Here is a 17,697-nt window from a genome sequence, read left to right as displayed (position 1 = left end):
CAGGTTTTGTCGGATTTAAAAGACGAATATGACAACTAAATCATTAAAAGAGCGCACTATTTCAGGACTAATCTGGAATGCCATAGAAAGGTTTATGGTACAGGGCGGACAATTCGCTATCCGTATTATGATAGCAAGGATGATTACCCCTTCCGAATACGGTCTGGTAGGTATGGTGGCTGTTTTCCTGGTCCTTTCTGATGTGATAATTAACGGAGGTTTTTCACAGGCATTAATTCAAAAGAAAGACCGCTCAGACTTAGATTACTCAACTGTTTTCTACATAAACTTCGTGTTGGGTTTAATGATATATGGAATTTTGTATGTCTTAGCCCCACAAATCTCAGATTTTTATAACGACAACAGACTCATCGAAGTAATCAGGTTAATATCAATCAGTATTGTCATTAAATCTCTTAGTGTGGTTCAGATAGCAAAATTAAGTATAGAATTGAATTTCAGGCTAAAAACATTAGTTAATTTCTGGGCGGTACTGATTAGTGGCATATTTGCTATTTATCTGGCGTATATGAATTATGGTGTATTTGCACTTGTTTACCAGGCAATAAGCTATTCTGCTATCGTAACTGTTCTGATGTTTATTGTTTCCAGATGGCACCCTAAACTGGAGTTCTCTTTTACCAGAACCAAAGAGCTGTTCAATTTTGGATCCAAGGTATTTTTAGCAGGGCTCACCGGCGTATTATCGGATAACTCATATTCAATCCTAATCGGTCGCCTCTTTACGAGCAAGGAAGTCGGGTTTTATTCGCAAGGCCGGAATCTGCCTGACTTACTGTCTGTAAACCTGTTCAACGTTTTACAAGGTGTTTTGTTTCCAGTAATGGCTGCTGCTCAGGATGACAGGGAACGGTTGCTGAAAATATATAAAAAGAGCCTAGATATGACCGCCTTCATCGTTCTTCCTTGTATGGTTGGACTCGTGGTGATTGCGGAGCCCTTTGTCAGATTATTCCTTACTGATAAGTGGCTACCTTCCGTTTTCATTATCCAGTGGCTGGCTCTGTCGCGCATGATTATTCCTCTTGGTGCTATAAATGCAAATCTTCTAAATGCAGTGGGTCGATCTGATCTGTATCTGAAGATTGACCTGATAAAACTCCCTTTGACGATAATCGGTCTGTTTATTTCCGCTCCATTTGGACTAAAGTACATGGTTATAAGTAACTTTGTTATTTCTATCTTTTATTTTTTTATTAACGCTTACTATCCAGGAAAATTGTTTGGGTATGGTGCGATAAAGCAGCTAAAAGATATGTCATTAATATTCATTTCGACACTACTGATGTTTTTATCAACTTACTTCTTCAGTGTCGATGGCGGATTCATTGACATTATTTTGAAGGTTGTTTTGGGTGCCGTGGTTTACATGCTGTGTTGCGCTATGCTCAAAGTTAATGCTCTTTGGGAAGTTCTGAATTATGCCAAAGGGAAGATGAATAAAATCAGACAGAGAGGTGGTGCGTAATGCGGAAGGTATTAATTCTCACCAATGAATTTTATCCCTTCAAAGGTGGCATTGGTCGGTATTGCGAAGAGCTCATAAATGTTATTAAGTATGATAATCAGGTAACCCTGATTGCCCCTGAATATGATGATAAGCTCAGGGATAGTGACATCAGTAAAAAAGTGACATTAAATCTTTTTTCCGGCGGACAGTTTAAATATTGGCATCTGCCAAAATTAATAAAAAAAGTGATGTCTATAAATTTTGATGAATATGAATATATTTTAGTTGCAGACTGGCCATTTTGGGTTTCCATACAATTCGTTAATAGATTTACTCTGCGGAGAAAAATAAGATTTAATCTTATGCTACATGGAAGTGAGGTTCTTAATCTTAAGAATGGTAAGGCTTCTGTGTTTGCAAGGGTATTAAATTTATTTACTGGTGTGAGAACTATTTTTACTAACAGTCATTATACGAAACGTATTTTGCTGGAAAACCATCATGTCCCAAAAGAGATCCCAGTGGTTGTTACTCATCTTGGGGTTTCTCAGGAATTGAAGTTAAGCAATGAAACATATCTGAATAATGCTAATTCAGAACAGTTCAATATACTCACTGTTGGAAGATTAGACGACAGAAAAGGTTATGACTATGTCATTAAATCATTAGGTTTACTCCCTCCAGATATCAGAATAAAAATTCTCTATACTATCGTAGGTAATGGTAGTGATGAGTTTATAGAGAATTTGAGAACACTGGCTGAACGTAATGACGTCAGACTTATGATTCGGTCTGGCGTTGGTGACGAAGAACTTAAGAAAATCTATCAGCAAAATAAAGTTTTTGTGCTTGCTGCAAAGCATAGTAATAAAAAAATTGAAGGTTTCGGACTGGTATTTTTGGAGGCCGCAATCTACGGTATACCTTCTATTGCAACAGATGTGGGCGCAATCAGTGAGGTTGTATTAAATAACCGTAACGGCCTCGTAGTAAAAGAAGATATCCAGAAAATATCTCAGGCAATCATGAGGCTATACAAGGATAGAGAGTTACTTAGTGAATTAAGTAATAATTGTATTTCTGATGTGAAAAAATTCACTTGGTCCAAGCTTGCAGATCTCACTTTGAATGATATAAAACAGGGAGAAACACAATGAAAAAAGAAAAGGTTCTGTACGTTGATACCTGCCACGATGTCGCCGGTGGACAAAGAAGCCTGATTGCACTGTTAGAGAAAATTAATGATAAAATTGATTTTAATATCCTGATCGACAAGAACAACAGTAAATACAAAACGGAATTATTAAATTCAGGGATTAGCGAAAGCCACATTCATTATATTGATAGCAAGCCATTTAACTCTCGAATTTTAGGGGGTATCAATCTGATGTTACGAACCTTAGGGAGAAGTAAATACTACGCTATCGTACATTGTAATACTTTTTATGATGGGCTGTTTGCAATGCCTTCATTCCGACTCAGAGGATGTAAAACAGTTTTTCGTGCACGATGCGGTATTGAGTTATCGAATCACGGTTTCGTGGATAACGTCATATACCGGCTTTCAACGGTAATACTGGCAAACTCTGAATATGTTAAAAGTACATTTAAACGAGTGTCAGATTCACTCAATAAAATAAGAGTTATCTATAACCCACTAGATTTAAAATTTCTTAATAGAGCTAACGTTGAGTTTGTTCAGGATAATGAGCAGTATGTTATCTCTGTAATTGGAGCAATAACAGAAGTTAAGAATCAAATGGAAGTCTTGCAGGCCCTTTATCTGATGAATGACACTTCAGTTAAGTTAAGGTTTATTGGGGAACCAAGAAGCACTGAAAAAGATAAAGAATATTATAAGCAAATACAAAAATTCACCCATGAACATAACCTTCACGAACAGGTGGAATTTACCGGGTTTGTTTCTGATGTCCGCCAGCAGTTGCATGATGTAAATCTGGTCTGTGTCCCATCAGACAGAGAGCCATTAGGGAGAGTGATTTTCGAAACCCAGCTCTATGAAATCCCTGTGTTAGCTTCCGATTCTGGCGGCAATACCGAACTGGTCGAAAATAATATCACAGGATATTTGTATGAGCTGGGCAACGTCGAACAACTTGCGGAAAAGCTTAAACTGGTCAAAGCAGATCATTCACAGATAAAGACCAACGCTAAAGATTTCATCGTCAAGAGATTCTCCCCGGAACGTACTTACCTTGCTGAATTGAGTTTATACACGGACATATTGAAATAAGAATGAAGGTGTTTAATGCAATCTGTCAATAAGGATAGTATCGCAATTCAATTTTCATGTCTTGCTATGGCAATAATTACATTAATACCTTTTGGACGTGGGAATATATCCGGCCTCGAAATTGCTTTTCCATTTTCAATTCTTTCATTGTTTTTTTTCTTATTGAAAAAAAGGAAAAAAAACAAGCATGCTTTCTATATTATATTATTTATTTCATTGTGGTCAATTTGGGTGTTATCCGGGATTACCTACAGTTATCTGTATTACCCTGGTTCTACAGACCACATCCCGGCCTATTTGAGATATTTCAGAATGCTGGAGATGTATATCCCTGGTGTCCTGATACTGGCTTTTAGCCGTGGAGTAAATGAGCGGCAACAGAAGGGGATTGCATTCTTCTTTATCGCTCTCTTCGTTCTGGTCACTCTTGAAACATCGATTGGTTTTTTTTTGCAAAGTCAGGCATTGACAGCCACTCAGATGTATAAATACCCTGGGATGGGGTACGTGTTTAGAGCCGGAGGAGTGGCGAAAGATTCCAGCGCTTACAGTAATCTTATCCTTCTTCTGGGGCTTACAGCATTTATTGAACTAAAAAGAGCAGGCAGGAACACGCTTCTGTTTACCATGGTTTTGTTTTGCTTTCTTATCAATATTTATCTTTCTATGTCCAGAAGTCTGCTGGTTGCTGTTTTAGTATATTTTATTTTTACGCTTGGTCTGGAGCGAAAAATAAAACCCCTGACATTGATATCAATCGCTGTTTTTATTATTTCATTATTGATTTTTGGAATGAATAACGAGTATTTTTCCTCATTCTGGGGGCGGTTGTCAGGTGCTAATCAGCAGGATATCAGTTCAGGAAGATTCACAACCTGGACATTGCTGCTTGGACTCGTTGGGGACAATCCTTTACTTGGGGTAGGTTATCGCTTATCGACAGAGAAGTACGGGCTTATTCCAGATAATATGTTTCTTTCGCTTTCGGTGGAGACCGGTGTTGTTGGCCTCTTATTGTACCTTTTGTTTCTTTTATCACTTTGTGCATTTGTTTATAAGAATAATAGGGGTAAGTTTCCTCTGATTATGGCTTATATTATCTCTGGTATATTTATCGATATATCGACGTTTTGGGTTAGTGTTCCTTTGTTTTTATTTACTATGAGTATCTATAAAAAGAAAGATATTCAAGATTAAGGTGAGTAATGCGCAATCAGGATCAATTTTTTGAAGAATGTATAAATGAGCAGAGGCGTTCTTTTTTAAAGTATACTTCTGCTGGATTTGCAGGATCGTATCTCATTCTGAATAGTGCTTATGGTATCACTTCGTTGGCAGCCAAAATTCCTGAACTGAGCGTATTAGACTTCGGTGCTAAAGGCGATGGTCTAAATGATGATTCTTTTGCCTTTCAGCAGGCATGTGATGTCGCGGCTAAGTTCGGTGGAGCCAGAGTCCATTTACCAGATCCTGATAAGTATTACAGACTGCTATTTCCTGTTTATTTGTCAGATAACACAGAAGTCTTTGGTCAAGGAGAAAACACAAGAATCATATTTGAGGATCCTTTATTTGTAAAAGGTCGGGGTGGTTTTGTTATTGGTTCCAGTCAGGAGGCTAACAGAGAATACGCCAGGAAACGATATTTGAATAAACAGAATGTGTCCACCATCAATCCTGATTTTAAAAACCCTGAACAACGGCAATATCTTCGGGATAACCCAAGGTTCTTACAGGCTGAGAATTCTATCATCCATGACTTATATATTGAGGCGAAGTTCACTCGGGAAAATATAAATAACTGGGGTGGTTACGGAATAAATTTTGTTAACGCAAGAAACTGCCACGCTTATAATGTTTGGGGACGGGGCTGGACTCAGTTGATCGGAATGGGTTCTGATGTACCGCCAGAAACTCCGTCGAATCATAACTGCTCTGCCCGAAACCTGCATGTTATCAGTCCTGATCTTAAAAGAACTTACTATTCCATTGGGTTTATAGCGAACTCCACCAGCTGCGTCATTGAAAATGCACAACAGCATAGTCCTATGACCGCTGGTAGTCTAAACGGAAGTGGAATTGCAACTAACTTATGTGAAGACTGTATCATTAAAAACATTAAAATACCGGACTTAGGAAAAACAGTTACATCTGAAGGGGTTCTTATAAATAATTCTTCTGGTTGCCTGGTGGAAAATATTCTTATAGGCAATGCCAGAACAGCAGTCTCGGTATTTTATAACGATGCGAAAACTCTCAATCCAGTAAAACCTAATTACTTTAGTAATATTAAAGGGGTTAATTGTGAAGTTGTGTTAGCTGTTTATTCTAAGTTTAATGTTATCAGGTACGTTTCTAGTGTTAACAGCACGCACAACATTTTATTGAAAAATAGCAATGCGACAAATAATTATATTTACTCCCCGCCAGAAAGTGTCACAGCATCAAAGAATCTTTCGCAGCGTTTTCTCTCTGTCCATAAATTCATCACATCGCAGTTAAGATAGTTTTTAAAATAATTATCTATTACGATGGCAATGATGTTGGTAATTAATCATGACCACAAACAATAATCAAAGAAATCAATTGGCAGATGTTTTCAGGCTGGTATTGATTTTAATGGTGATCGCGATTCATGTCGGTGTTTTCTCTGAAAATCCTTTGTTAAGTTTCTATACTGTTGATGGTTTTTTCAGAATCGCTGTTCCAATTTTTTTCATAATAAATGGTTTCTACTTTCAAAAACAAATCACTGATTCATTTAAGTTTAAGAAATGGCTGAAGAGAGTTGTTTTATTATTCATGTCCTGGCAAATGATTTATCTCCCTTTATATTTCCCCGTGAATGAAATAAATTCAAATCATCTGGCAGTGTTTTTTTCAGAGCTGATATTTGGTTACCATCACCTTTGGTACATTGCAGCTATGGCAACAGGTGGTGTTGGGTTGTATTTCTTAAAAAACCGAAGTCGCATTATGATTATATGCGTCGGTCTTTTTTTAGCAGGTACCTTATTGCAATATATGAGAGTTTTTCTCCAGCCTGATAGCTTATATTATAAAGTGTTTTCCCAGTATTGGATTTTCAGAAACGGGTTATTCTTCGGTTTTCCCATGATGTACATAGGATCGTACCTTGCAAGGCATAATGTCATCCAAAAAATCAATGCTGATAAAGTAAAGATCGCGTTAATTTTGGGAATTACTTTATTAACGAGTGAGTTGGCTGTAGTCTATTTTTACATTTTCAAAGGTGATTCATATCATATTGATTTTATTTTGTCATTGCTGCTTGTTGCTCCAGTCTTATTTGTTCTGTTAATGAAAAATTCTGCAATATATTTTAAAGGGTTTAACACTAAAAATTTAGCACTGATTTGCAGTGCCATGTATTTTATTCACCCTTATGTCATTTTTTTACTGACTACCGCTGAGAATCTTCCCAGCAATGAAATTTATGTGCTTACAGTAGTCTTAACTCTATTATTATCTCTATTTTTATTTTCATTAAGGAAGAGGTTGTATTTTCTGTTCTGAGTAATTGTAAGAACACAAAATATCGTAGTCCTACTATTAATCAAATTAATACTTTCCATTCAGGTGAGGGTAATCATGATCCTTCCAGTTATTATGGCCGGTGGTACCGGTAGTCGTTTGTGGCCAATGTCTCGCGAGCTTTATCCTAAACAATTTCTTCGTCTGCATGGCGATAATTCAATGCTTCAGGAAACGGTCACCCGTTTAAATGGACTGGACGTTTCTGCGCCGCTGGTTATTTGTAATGAAGAGCATCGTTTTCTTGTCGCGGAACAATTACGGCAAATAAATCAGCTTTCGGACAATATTATTCTCGAGCCGGTCGGGCGCAATACGGCGCCTGCGATCACCCTGGCTGCGCTCAGTGCTATCGACGACGGCCATGACCCGCTTTTACTCGTCCTTGCCGCTGACCATGTGATCGAGTCTCCTGCGGCTTTTCATCGGGCCGTACAGAATGCAATTTCGTTTGCTGAGCAGGGGAAACTGGTGACTTTCGGTATCGTGCCGACTGGCCCTGAAACCGGATACGGTTATATACAACGGGGGACTGAATTCAGTAGTGATGCCGAACCTGTTTTTCGGGTGCAGCGGTTTGTTGAGAAACCCACTCTTCCTACTGCATTGCAATATCTGGAAAGCGGCGAGTATTACTGGAACAGCGGCATGTTTTTGTTCCGTGCTAAACGTTTTCTGGAGGAGATGGCGAAATTCAGACCTGACATTCTTGAATCTTGCCTCAAAGCCATTGAAACCGCGCAGTCGGATGAGCAGCAGGATTTCATTCGTGTTGATAAAGAATCATTTATTTCCTGTCCGGATGAATCTGTAGATTACGCTGTTATGGAAAAAACCACTGATGCGATTGTGGTTCCGTTAGACGCGGGCTGGAATGATGTGGGTTCCTGGTCGGCGCTTTGGGAAGTGAATGACAAAAACGGCGAGGGGAATGCCGTTAATGGCGATGTATTTACTCATAATGCGACGAATTGCTATATCAACACTGATGAGAAATTAGTTGCTGCGATTGGTGTGGATAATCTGGTGATTGTTAATACGAAAGACGCCGTATTAGTGATTGATAAAAACCAGGTGCAGGACGTTAAAAAAGTCGTCGAGTATTTAAAAAGTAATAAGCGCCGGGAGTATCGTTTACATCGCGAATCTTATCGCCCGTGGGGACGTAACGATAATATCGTGACCGAGCCTCGTTATCATGTGAACAGAATAACCGTAAAACCCGGAGGGCAGTTCTCATTACAAATGCATCATCACCGGACTGAACACTGGGTAATTCTTTCAGGTACAGCCAGAGTTATTCTTGAGGATAAGGATTATCTGCTCACTGAAAATGAATCCACGTTTATTCCTGTTGGTGCTCAACATCGTCTGGAAAATCCGGGAAAAATTCCGCTGGAGCTTCTGGAAATCCAGTCAGGCTCTTATCTGGAAGATGACGATATTATTCGTATAAAAGATCACTATGGTCGTTGTTAATTTTGGGGTGAAATATGTCAGGTAAATTAACCTGCTTTAAAGCTTATGATATTCGCGGTGAATTAGGCGTCGAATTAAACGAAGACATCGCTTACAGAATTGGTCGCGCTTATGGCGAATATTTAAAGCCTAAAAAGATGGTATTAGGCGGGGATGTCCGTATAACCAGTGAATCATTGAAGCTTGCCCTGGCCAGAGGGTTGCAGGACGCTGGTACTGATGTTGTCGATATTGGGGTTACGGGAACGGAAGAGATCTATTTTGCGACTTCCTACCTGGCGTTGGATGGCGGTATAGAAGTCACGGCCAGCCATAATCCGATGAATTATAATGGTATGAAGCTGGTCCGCGAAGAATCAAAACCGATAAGCGGTGATACCGGCCTGCGTGATATCCAGGCCTTGGCTGAAGCAAATGCTTTTGGGCCAGGGGACAGCGCCTCCAGGGGGACCTACGAAAAAGCCTCAGTGCTTGAAGCTTATGTGGACAAGCTCCTTAGTTACGTCAATCTGGATAATTTTACCGGGCCACTGAAACTGGTCATCAACTCTGGTAACGGTGCTGCCGGACATGTTATCGATGCCATTGAGCAGCGTTTTATTCAGGCAGGCGCGCCGGTTGAGTTTATTAAGGTGCACCATCAGCCCGATGGCACCTTTCCGAACGGTATCCCTAACCCGTTATTGCCGGAGTGCCGGCAGGACACCACTGACGCTATTATTAAACATAAAGCGGACATGGGCATCGCATTTGACGGTGATTTCGACAGGTGTTTTCTCTTTGATGATACCGGTAATTTTATCGAAGGTTATTACATCGTGGGTTTGCTTGCTGACACCTTTCTCGATAAATATCCCAGCTCACGTATTATCCACGACCCGCGCCTGAGCTGGAATACCATTGATATTGTCACCGAAGCCGGTGGTGTACCGGTAATGTCAAAAACCGGTCATGCTTTTATTAAAGAACGTATGCGTCAGGAAGATGCGGTCTATGGTGGTGAGATGAGCGCCCATCATTATTTCCGCGATTTCTATTATTGTGACAGCGGAATGATCCCCTGGTTGCTGGTCGCTGAATTATTGCATGTTAAAGGAAAATCGCTACAGCAATTGATCAATGACCGGATCACGGCTTATCCTGCTTCTGGCGAAATTAACAGTTATCTGCAACACCCGAATGAATCTATTGCCCGTGTATTAGCCAAGTATGAGACTGAAGCGGTTAAAGTGGATCACACTGACGGGATCAGTCTTGAATTCGATGAATGGCGTTTCAATCTCCGCAGTTCTAATACTGAACCTGTGGTTAGGTTAAATGTAGAATCCCGCGCTAATACAAAACTAATGCAGGAACAAACCAGAAAAATTCTCTCCATTCTTCGTAGTATGTAATGATATTTAAATATATTAATTAAGTGAGTGATAGTAACTCGCTCTGGATTCGCATTGCTCACTTATCAATTTCTAAGGTTAAAAATATGTCACATGATGTGAGTGTGGGGATTGTCGCTGACTGGCTGGTGACATTTGCAGGGTCCGAAAAAGTTATTGCCGAATTTATTAAATTGTACCCACAAGCAGATATCTATTCTGTTGTCGATTTTCTCTCTGATGAATCCCGTAAAAAGTTTTACGGTAAAGAAGCGACGACATCTTTTATTCAGCGGTTACCTTTTGCAAAAAATAAATACCAGCAATATCTGCCGTTAATGCCGCTGGCCATAGAACAGCTTGATGTGACCGGGCATGACATTGTGCTTTCCAGCAGCCATGCGGTGGCAAAAGGAGTGCTGACCGGTCCCGACCAGTTGCACATCAGTTATGTGCATTCTCCGATCCGTTATGCCTGGGATTTCCAGCACCAGTATTTGCGCGAATCAGGCCTGAACAAAGGTTTCAAAGGCAAGCTGGCCCGCTGGTTTTTGCATAAAATCAGGATATGGGATTACCGGACCGCCAATGGCGTGGATCACTTTATCGCCAATTCTCACTTTATCGCCCGCCGGATTAAGAAAGTGTATGGCCGCGACGCGGATGTTATTTATCCACCCGTTGACGTAGAGCGTTTTACATTGCAGGAGAATAAAGAAGATTTCTATTTTACGGCTTCGCGCATGGTGCCTTACAAACGTATTGACCTTATTGTTGAGGCATTCAGTCAGATGCCAGATAAAAAGCTGGTAGTCATTGGTGATGGCTCTGAAATGAGCAAGATTAAAGCCAAAGCTGGCAGTAATATTGAAATACTGGGTTATCAGCCTGACGATGTAATGCAAGATTATATGCGACGTGCGAAAGCGTTTGTTTTTGCTGCGGAAGAGGATTTTGGGATTACGCCAGTCGAAGCGCAGGCCAGCGGAACACCGGTGATTGCCTTTGGCAAAGGAGGTGTTCTTGAAACTATCAGACCTTACGGGGAACTGAATGCGACCGGTGTATTTTTCGCTGAACAGACGGTGGAATCACTCATTAAAGCCGTACATCACTTTGATACGATACAGGAGTCTATTCTTCCGCTGGACTGTCGCGAAAACGCGTTAAAGTTTTCTGCACAACGTTTTCATAATGAACTGGATGAGTATATCAAAACTAAATGGCATGACTTTAATGAAAGCAAGCGCGTCGTTTATTAATATTATTATTGTTTCTCATTTTTTGTCATTGACTCACTATTCTGCGATTCATCTTACTTAAGCTAACCTTGCAATTATAATCGTGCATTTTTCCCGATGCTTTTTTTAAATTGTAATCCAGGGGTTTACTATGTCTAAGGTCGCTCTTATTACCAATATCTCCGGGCAAGACGGCTCCTATCTGGCAGAGCTTTTGCTTAAAAAAGGTTACACCGTCCACGGCATTATTCAACAGGGTCCGTTTCTGAATGCCGAATATTTCAGTGATAATTTATATGTTAATAATCCTGATTTTCGTATTCATCATTATAACCAGAGCGAAATCTCAAATCCGGGCAGATTGCTGGCGTTAATTCGTCCTGATGAGATTTATAATCTGGGTATTCCCAGCGGGACCACAACTCACTCCACGTTAGCCAGCGTCGGGATCAGCGTCCTGAGAATGCTTGAAGCTATCCGTTCGCAGGGACTGGAGCACAAAACCCGTTATTACCAGGCGTCGTCTTCCACATTGTGCGGGCTGGTTGATGGAATGTCGGTTAACGAAATGGTCACATTTAGTGTGCCTTCTGCGGATGCGGTTGCGCAAATCAGCGACTTCTGGACGGTGGTGAATTACCGGGAAACTTTTGGTATGTACGCCTGCAATGGCATTCTGTTTAACCATGAATCGCCGCGGCGCAGCGAAAGTTTTGTGACGCGTAAAATCACGCGGGGTTTGGCAAATATCACGCAGGGACTGGAGAAATGCCTCTATCTGGGCAATTTGAATGCATTACGCGACTGGGGCCACGCCAGGGATTACGTCAAAATGCAGTGGCTGATGTTACAGCAGGACAAACCTGAAGATTTTGTCATTGCAACCGGTGTGCAATTTACAGTGCGTCAGTTCGTCACATTTGCTGCCCTTGAGCTCGGGATCAAGCTTCGCTTTGTCGGTAAAGGCATCGAGGAGAAAGGTGTGATCGCGGCGATTATCAGCCCGGTAGCGGCGGCACTGAAAGTCGGGGACGTGATTGTCACCGTCGACCCCCGTTATATTCGCCCGGCAGAAGTCAGCAAGGTTTCCGCTAATCCGTCAAAAGCGCGGCGTCAGTTAGGCTGGGCACCCGAAACCTCGTTGCAGGATTTGGTGATTGAGATGGTGCTGGCTGATCTGGCCACGGCCAAAGAGGCAGCGCGCCTGAAACTGTACGGATAACGGCAGCTGCCTTTTATGACAAAGTACGAAAAAGCCGGAGAATGCGCTGACATTCTCCGGCTTTTTTTTGCCTGCTATTTACCGCCCGTACATCAGCCAGACGCCCAGCAAAACAGCAGCAATATTGGCAGCGATGCTTAACATAAACCAGGTGCGGAAAGGTTGTTTCTGCGTTTTATGCCTGAAAAATTGCTGACCGACCAGGGCTCCGATCCAACCACCCAGTAGCCCGAACAGCAGCAGCGTGTTTTCCGGTATTCTCTGCCAGCTTCTGCGGGCTGCAAGCTTATCGGCGCCATATATCAGCAGTGTCAGCAGGTTGAGCAGGTGCAAACCGATCCAGACAGGATATGGCGAAATGAGGCTGGTACAGGCCAGTAAAACCAGCAGGACGTAACACGCAGAATTCATTGAGATATCACCGGAAATTGAAGGCAGATCCCGTGTAACCAGAGAGGGCATAAATGCCAGAAAGCAAAAAACCAGCCGTTAAGCTGGTTTCTTTAAATATGGTGCCCGGACTCGGAATCGAACCAAGGACACAGGGATTTTCAATCCCTTGCTCTACCGACTGAGCTATCCGGGCAACGGGGCGCATTAAACCGTATTGGGCATGTGTCGTCAACGGCTTTTTGTAACAACGGAGGTGTTCGTCACCTGAATGATGCTTTTTACGACGATTTGTCGATTTAACTGCCGGAATCTGCGGTTTGCCGGAAATTTACAGGAAGAATTCCCTGCCAGGCAGTGTCGTAATTTGTAAGAAATTTGCGCGATTTACAGGGTTGAACAGGGGTCTAAAAGATGCCATTATTGCGCCGATTTATTAAACAACTCTGTTCCCGTTTTCACGCGACAGCTCAAGAGGGTTGCGGCATGGCTGGTTTATCACATCGCGCTTTTTATAAGTGCAGAAAAAATCTGATGATGATCTCCGGGTGCTGTAAACACCACGATTTCAGCTTTTCTCCTTTTGCAGTTTCTTTCATGCGGTAAGGCTACCGTTTGTCCGCTGTTAGACATTATTAAAAACAGAGAGTCATCCGCAGGGTATTTCTCTGATTTTACTGTTGTCTATCAGACGTGGCTGGCCTGAAACTCGATTTGTCACCACTTTGCCGCACCGGCATTGTCCTGTCGCACTCGATAACTCGCTTCAGCTAACGTCATTTGCCGGGCCGGGCTCTGCGCGCACTTGCTCCACGACGTAAGAACCTGCTCATTGCCGTGCCATCTGGCACACCCTCTTACTTAACCGTTTGAGAGTCTGAATGAAACACTTAAAACTTGCAGCAAGCGCTTCAGTCGCCCCTTATCTCCAGACTGCACGTCTGGTCGTTGACCTGCGTCGCGCCGATTACGCGGACGTTGCGGCCATCATCATTTCTGTGGGTGACCTGAACCACGGCAGGCTGGCGGAGATTGAAACGCTGGGATTTGGTATTCCCGCGTTTGTTGCTGTGCAGGGAACGGAGCAGGTTTCGCCGGAATTTTTACCGGCACTGAAAGGCGTGATCACCTTGTCGGATGCCAATCAGGCGTTTTATGCGGCACAGATTGAATCCGCCGCTCAGGCTTATGAGGAAGCGCTGTTCCCGCCGTTTTTTGACACGCTGAAAAAGTATGTTGAGATGGAGAACGCCACGTTTGCGTGTCCCGGACATCAGGGAGGGGAGTTCTTCCGTCGCCATCCGGCCGGACGTCAGTTTTATGATTTCTACGGCCCGAATATTTTCCGCTCCGACATGTGTAATGCGGACGTCAAACTGGGCGATTTGCTGATCCACGAAGGCTCGGCGAAAGATGCACAAAAGTATGCAGCCAAAGTCTTCAGCGCAGATAAAACCTATTTCGTGCTCAATGGCACGTCTGCGGCCAATAAAGTCGTCACAAATGCGCTGCTGACCCGCGACGATCTGGTGTTGTTCGACCGTAACAATCACAAATCAAACCACCACGGCGCGCTTTTACAGGCAGGCGCGACGCCGGTTTATCTCGAAACAGCACGCAACCCGTTTGGGTTTATCGGCGGCATCGATGCGGCCTGTTTCGATGAAGCGTATCTGCGCAAACAGATTAAAGAAGTGGCGCCGGATCGCGCTGAAGAGAAACGTCCGTTCCGTCTGGCGATTATACAGCTCGGCACCTACGACGGCACGGTGTACAACGCGCGTCAGGTGGTCGATAAAATCGGTCATCTGTGCGATTACATCCTGTTTGATTCCGCATGGGTTGGTTATGAGCAATTCATCCCGATGATGAAAGAGTGTTCGCCGCTGCTGCTGGACCTTAACGAAAACGATCCTGGCATCATCGTTACGCAGTCGGTGCATAAGCAGCAGGCAGGATTCTCTCAGACTTCGCAGATCCACAAAAAAGACAATCACATCAAAGGCCAGAAGCGGCATTGCAGCCATAAAAAGCTGAACAATGCTTTTATGATGCACGCCTCGACCAGCCCGTTTTATCCGTTGTTTGCCGCACTGGATGTGAATGCGCGTATACATGCCGGTGGCAGCGGAAAACACATGTGGATGGAGTGCGTGAAGCTCGGCATCGAAACCCGCAAAATGCTGCTGGATCAGTGCTCGATGATTTTGCCGTTTGTGCCGCCAACGGTAGGCGGCAAACGCTGGCAGGAACATGAAACCAATGAGATGGCTAACGACGTGCGCTTCTTCGATTTTGTGCCGGGTGAGCGCTGGCACGCGTTCGACGGCTACGCAGAGAAGCAGTATTTTGTTGATCCGTGCAAACTGCTGCTGACCACGCCGGGTATTGATGCGTCCAGTGGTAAATACACTGAGTTCGGGATCCCGGCGACCATTCTGGCCAACTATCTGCGCGAGAACGGCATCGTGCCGGAGAAATGCGACCTGAACTCGATCCTGTTCCTGCTGACGCCTGCCGAAACGCCGGCCAAAATGCAGCTGCTGGTGGAAGAGCTGGTGCGTTTTGAGCAGTACATCGAAGAAGATGCGCCGCTCAGCGAAGTGCTGCCGACGGTGTATCGTAAAAACGAAGATCGTTATCGTAATTACACCATCCGTCAGCTGTGTCAGGAAATGCATAACCTGTATGTCAGCTTCGATGTGAAAGAACTGCAAAAAGAGATGTTCCGCGAAAAGAGCTTCCCGAAAGTGGTGATGAATCCACAGGACGCGCACAACGAGTTTATCCGCGATAACATTGAGCTGGTGGCGATTGGCGATGCAGAAGGTCGTATCGCCGCAGAAGGCGCGTTGCCGTATCCTCCGGGCGTGTTGTGCGTGGTGCCGGGCGAACTGTGGGGCGGGGCGGTACAGCGTTACTTTATGGCGCTGGAAGAGGGCATCAACCTGTTACCTGGCTTTTCGCCGGAATTGCAGGGCGTGTATATCGAGAAGAAATCGGTCGGCTGGAAACGCGTGATGGGGTATGTTCTCGCGCAATAGTCCCCATAAAAACCCATCTCCGGATGGGTTTTTATATCGTTATCTCCCGGTAATAAAATGGGTGTCCGGATATGTGATGCAGGTCGAAAATTAAGCTCTCATTCAGCCAGAGTATAGATACCTGCGTCACAGTTGATTAAAAGCATAAAACGTAAATGAGAAATCACAATACTCAGAGTGATTTTCTGGAATTATAACTAATGCAGATCTCCATCTTAATAAAGGTGACTGCATGTCAGCATTAACTGAAAGGATCAGTGCGAAAGAAAAACTGGGTTTTGGATTAGGTGATGCGGCAAGTCACATTGTTTTTGATTCCTCTGTCGCTATTCTTGCTTATTTCTATACGAATATTTATGGCTTACCGCCGGCAGTAATGGGCACGCTGTTCTTAGTGGTCAGGGTGCTTGATGCGATCACCGATCCTATTATGGGGGCGATTGCCGATCAGACAAAAAGTCGCTGGGGAAGATTTCGTCCCTGGTTACTGATTATTTGCATTCCCTTTGCCGTCAGTTGTGTGCTGGTTTATTCGACACCGGATTTTGAACAAACCGGTAAAATTGTTTATGCAGTATTCGCCTATATATTTATGACCTTAATGTACACGGCGATTAATATTCCTTACTGCTCGTTAGGCGCGGCTATTACGGCGGATCCACAGGATAATCTTTCCCTGCAATCCTGGCGCTTTGCTATTGCGCCGATCGGTGGCGCAATGGGCACGGCGCTTATTCTGCCGTTAGCGGATTATCTCTCTCCGGGAGACCGTGCAACCGGCATGCAGTGGGCGATGGGCATCTTCGGCGTGATTGGTTGCGTGATGTTCTTTGTGTGTTTTCTGACGACGCGGGAACGTATTACGCCGGTGAAGGAAGAGAACATGAATATTGTCCGCGATGTCCGCGTTCTTTTGCAAAATGACCAGTGGCGGATCCTCTCCGTTTATAATCTTGCCATGTTATGCGGCGTTGTTGTTCGCGGGAGTTTGCTGGTTTATTTTGTGCAATATGTTCTTCATCAGGGAAGTGGCATTATTTCCATGTTCATGATGGCGACCACTGTTGCTGCTGTTATCGGCAGTTTATTTGCCAAAAAACTCGGCTCGTGGATGTGTAAAATCCGTGCATCCATCTGGGTGAATATATCAAGCGCATTCGCCGGACTCCTCTTCTTTGTGCTCCCCACCGATTACTGGATCCCGGCCTTTATCGTTCATATTGCCCTTAACTTATTACAGGGAATAAACGCACCATTGCAATGGTCAATGATTACAGATGCCAATAATTACGGCGAATGGAAAACTCAGCGTCGTATAACCGGAATGAACATTGCGGCGAATATTTTTGTGATTAAGCTCGGTGTGGCGATTGGTGGTGCGTTGACCGGATGGGGGCTGGCATGGTTTGGCTATCAGGCTGGCGTGGAACAACAATCGGCAGAGGCTGTACGCGGCGTTCTGATTTTATTCACCGTCTTACCGGCTATTTTCTATCTGATTACGGCTTTCTCTATCCGTTATTATCAGCTGACGGAAGAGCGGATGAATCACATCGTCAGTGATTTAGGTAAAGGTAAATTCCAGACGCAAAGTCTGCAAACACAGAGTGTACAGATCCACAGTTAAGACGTTCGTACCGGCTCCTCACGCCTGAAGAGCCGGTACGG

Annotated in this window: 13 protein-coding genes and 1 tRNA gene; 12 read left to right on the top strand and 2 right to left on the bottom strand. The window is 43.5% G+C overall.

Annotated features, from left to right (window positions below; all coding sequences use genetic code 11):
• Positions 1-28: 28 nt before the first annotated feature.
• From D5398_RS05000 to D5398_RS04955, 10 genes are all read left to right on the top strand, one after another.
• Positions 29-1,489: a lipopolysaccharide biosynthesis protein gene (locus D5398_RS05000; RefSeq protein WP_120506577.1), complete on the top strand. Its 1,461-nt coding sequence runs from the start codon at positions 29-31 to the stop codon at positions 1,487-1,489.
• A complete protein-coding gene (locus tag D5398_RS04995) occupies positions 1,489-2,628 on the top strand; it encodes a glycosyltransferase family 4 protein (RefSeq protein WP_120506576.1) in 1,140 nt (379 codons plus the stop codon). The genes D5398_RS05000 and D5398_RS04995 overlap by 1 nt, the downstream gene beginning before the upstream one ends.
• Complete coding sequence (locus D5398_RS04990; protein ID WP_120506575.1) at positions 2,625-3,725, top strand: glycosyltransferase family 4 protein; 1,101 nt, start codon at positions 2,625-2,627, stop codon at positions 3,723-3,725. The genes D5398_RS04995 and D5398_RS04990 overlap by 4 nt, the downstream gene beginning before the upstream one ends.
• A gap of 15 nt (positions 3,726-3,740) precedes the next feature.
• On the top strand, positions 3,741-4,922 hold the full coding sequence (locus D5398_RS04985; RefSeq protein WP_120506574.1) for an O-antigen ligase family protein: 1,182 nt from the start codon (positions 3,741-3,743) through the stop codon (positions 4,920-4,922).
• 8 nt (positions 4,923-4,930) lie between these two features.
• Positions 4,931-6,232: a glycosyl hydrolase family 28-related protein gene (locus D5398_RS04980; protein ID WP_120506573.1), complete on the top strand. Its 1,302-nt coding sequence runs from the start codon at positions 4,931-4,933 to the stop codon at positions 6,230-6,232.
• A gap of 49 nt (positions 6,233-6,281) precedes the next feature.
• A complete protein-coding gene (locus D5398_RS04975; RefSeq protein WP_120506572.1) occupies positions 6,282-7,262 on the top strand; it encodes an acyltransferase family protein in 981 nt (326 codons plus the stop codon).
• A 75-nt stretch (positions 7,263-7,337) separates the two neighbouring features.
• Positions 7,338-8,759: a mannose-1-phosphate guanylyltransferase/mannose-6-phosphate isomerase gene (locus tag D5398_RS04970; RefSeq protein ID WP_120506571.1), complete on the top strand. Its 1,422-nt coding sequence runs from the start codon at positions 7,338-7,340 to the stop codon at positions 8,757-8,759.
• Positions 8,760-8,773: 14 nt separating this feature from the next.
• A complete protein-coding gene (gene cpsG, locus D5398_RS04965) occupies positions 8,774-10,153 on the top strand; it encodes a phosphomannomutase CpsG (RefSeq protein WP_120506570.1) in 1,380 nt (459 codons plus the stop codon).
• A gap of 86 nt (positions 10,154-10,239) precedes the next feature.
• Complete coding sequence (locus tag D5398_RS04960) at positions 10,240-11,394, top strand: glycosyltransferase family 4 protein (protein WP_120506569.1); 1,155 nt, start codon at positions 10,240-10,242, stop codon at positions 11,392-11,394.
• A 130-nt stretch (positions 11,395-11,524) separates the two neighbouring features.
• Entirely contained in the window at positions 11,525-12,595 is a 1,071-nt protein-coding gene (locus D5398_RS04955; RefSeq protein WP_120506568.1) for a GDP-mannose 4,6-dehydratase, read from the top strand.
• Positions 12,596-12,673: 78 nt separating this feature from the next.
• Here the strand turns inward: D5398_RS04955 and D5398_RS04950 are convergent, their stop codons facing one another.
• Both D5398_RS04950 and D5398_RS04945 read right to left on the bottom strand, forming a co-directional pair.
• Entirely contained in the window at positions 12,674-13,012 is a 339-nt protein-coding gene (locus D5398_RS04950) for a DUF1294 domain-containing protein (RefSeq protein ID WP_120506691.1), read from the bottom strand.
• Positions 13,013-13,105: 93 nt separating this feature from the next.
• Positions 13,106-13,181: transfer RNA gene (locus D5398_RS04945), tRNA-Phe, on the bottom strand.
• 685 nt (positions 13,182-13,866) lie between these two features.
• Here D5398_RS04945 and speF point away from each other — a divergent pair.
• Both speF and D5398_RS04935 read left to right on the top strand, forming a co-directional pair.
• On the top strand, positions 13,867-16,029 hold the full coding sequence (gene speF, locus D5398_RS04940; protein ID WP_120506567.1) for an ornithine decarboxylase SpeF: 2,163 nt from the start codon (positions 13,867-13,869) through the stop codon (positions 16,027-16,029).
• Positions 16,030-16,261: 232 nt separating this feature from the next.
• On the top strand, positions 16,262-17,656 hold the full coding sequence (locus tag D5398_RS04935; RefSeq protein WP_120506566.1) for a glycoside-pentoside-hexuronide (GPH):cation symporter: 1,395 nt from the start codon (positions 16,262-16,264) through the stop codon (positions 17,654-17,656).
• Positions 17,657-17,697: the final 41 nt, after the last annotated feature.

This window comes from Rahnella bruchi, from assembly GCF_003614975.1.
Lineage (GTDB): Bacteria > Pseudomonadota > Gammaproteobacteria > Enterobacterales > Enterobacteriaceae > Rahnella > Rahnella bruchi.
The sequence above is the reverse complement of the archived record's forward strand: the minus strand, read 5'-3'. Positions and strand labels throughout refer to the sequence as shown.

Coding starts and splice junctions, on each gene's coding strand:
- D5398_RS05000 (WP_120506577.1), top strand. CDS start 29: ATGACAACTAAATCATTAAAAGAGCGCACTATTTCAGGACTAATCTGG.
- D5398_RS04995 (WP_120506576.1), top strand. CDS start 1,489: ATGCGGAAGGTATTAATTCTCACCAATGAATTTTATCCCTTCAAAGGT.
- D5398_RS04990 (WP_120506575.1), top strand. CDS start 2,625: ATGAAAAAAGAAAAGGTTCTGTACGTTGATACCTGCCACGATGTCGCC.
- D5398_RS04985 (WP_120506574.1), top strand. CDS start 3,741: ATGCAATCTGTCAATAAGGATAGTATCGCAATTCAATTTTCATGTCTT.
- D5398_RS04980 (WP_120506573.1), top strand. CDS start 4,931: ATGCGCAATCAGGATCAATTTTTTGAAGAATGTATAAATGAGCAGAGG.
- D5398_RS04975 (WP_120506572.1), top strand. CDS start 6,282: ATGACCACAAACAATAATCAAAGAAATCAATTGGCAGATGTTTTCAGG.
- D5398_RS04970 (WP_120506571.1), top strand. CDS start 7,338: ATGATCCTTCCAGTTATTATGGCCGGTGGTACCGGTAGTCGTTTGTGG.
- cpsG (WP_120506570.1), top strand. CDS start 8,774: ATGTCAGGTAAATTAACCTGCTTTAAAGCTTATGATATTCGCGGTGAA.
- D5398_RS04960 (WP_120506569.1), top strand. CDS start 10,240: ATGTCACATGATGTGAGTGTGGGGATTGTCGCTGACTGGCTGGTGACA.
- D5398_RS04955 (WP_120506568.1), top strand. CDS start 11,525: ATGTCTAAGGTCGCTCTTATTACCAATATCTCCGGGCAAGACGGCTCC.
- speF (WP_120506567.1), top strand. CDS start 13,867: ATGAAACACTTAAAACTTGCAGCAAGCGCTTCAGTCGCCCCTTATCTC.
- D5398_RS04935 (WP_120506566.1), top strand. CDS start 16,262: ATGTCAGCATTAACTGAAAGGATCAGTGCGAAAGAAAAACTGGGTTTT.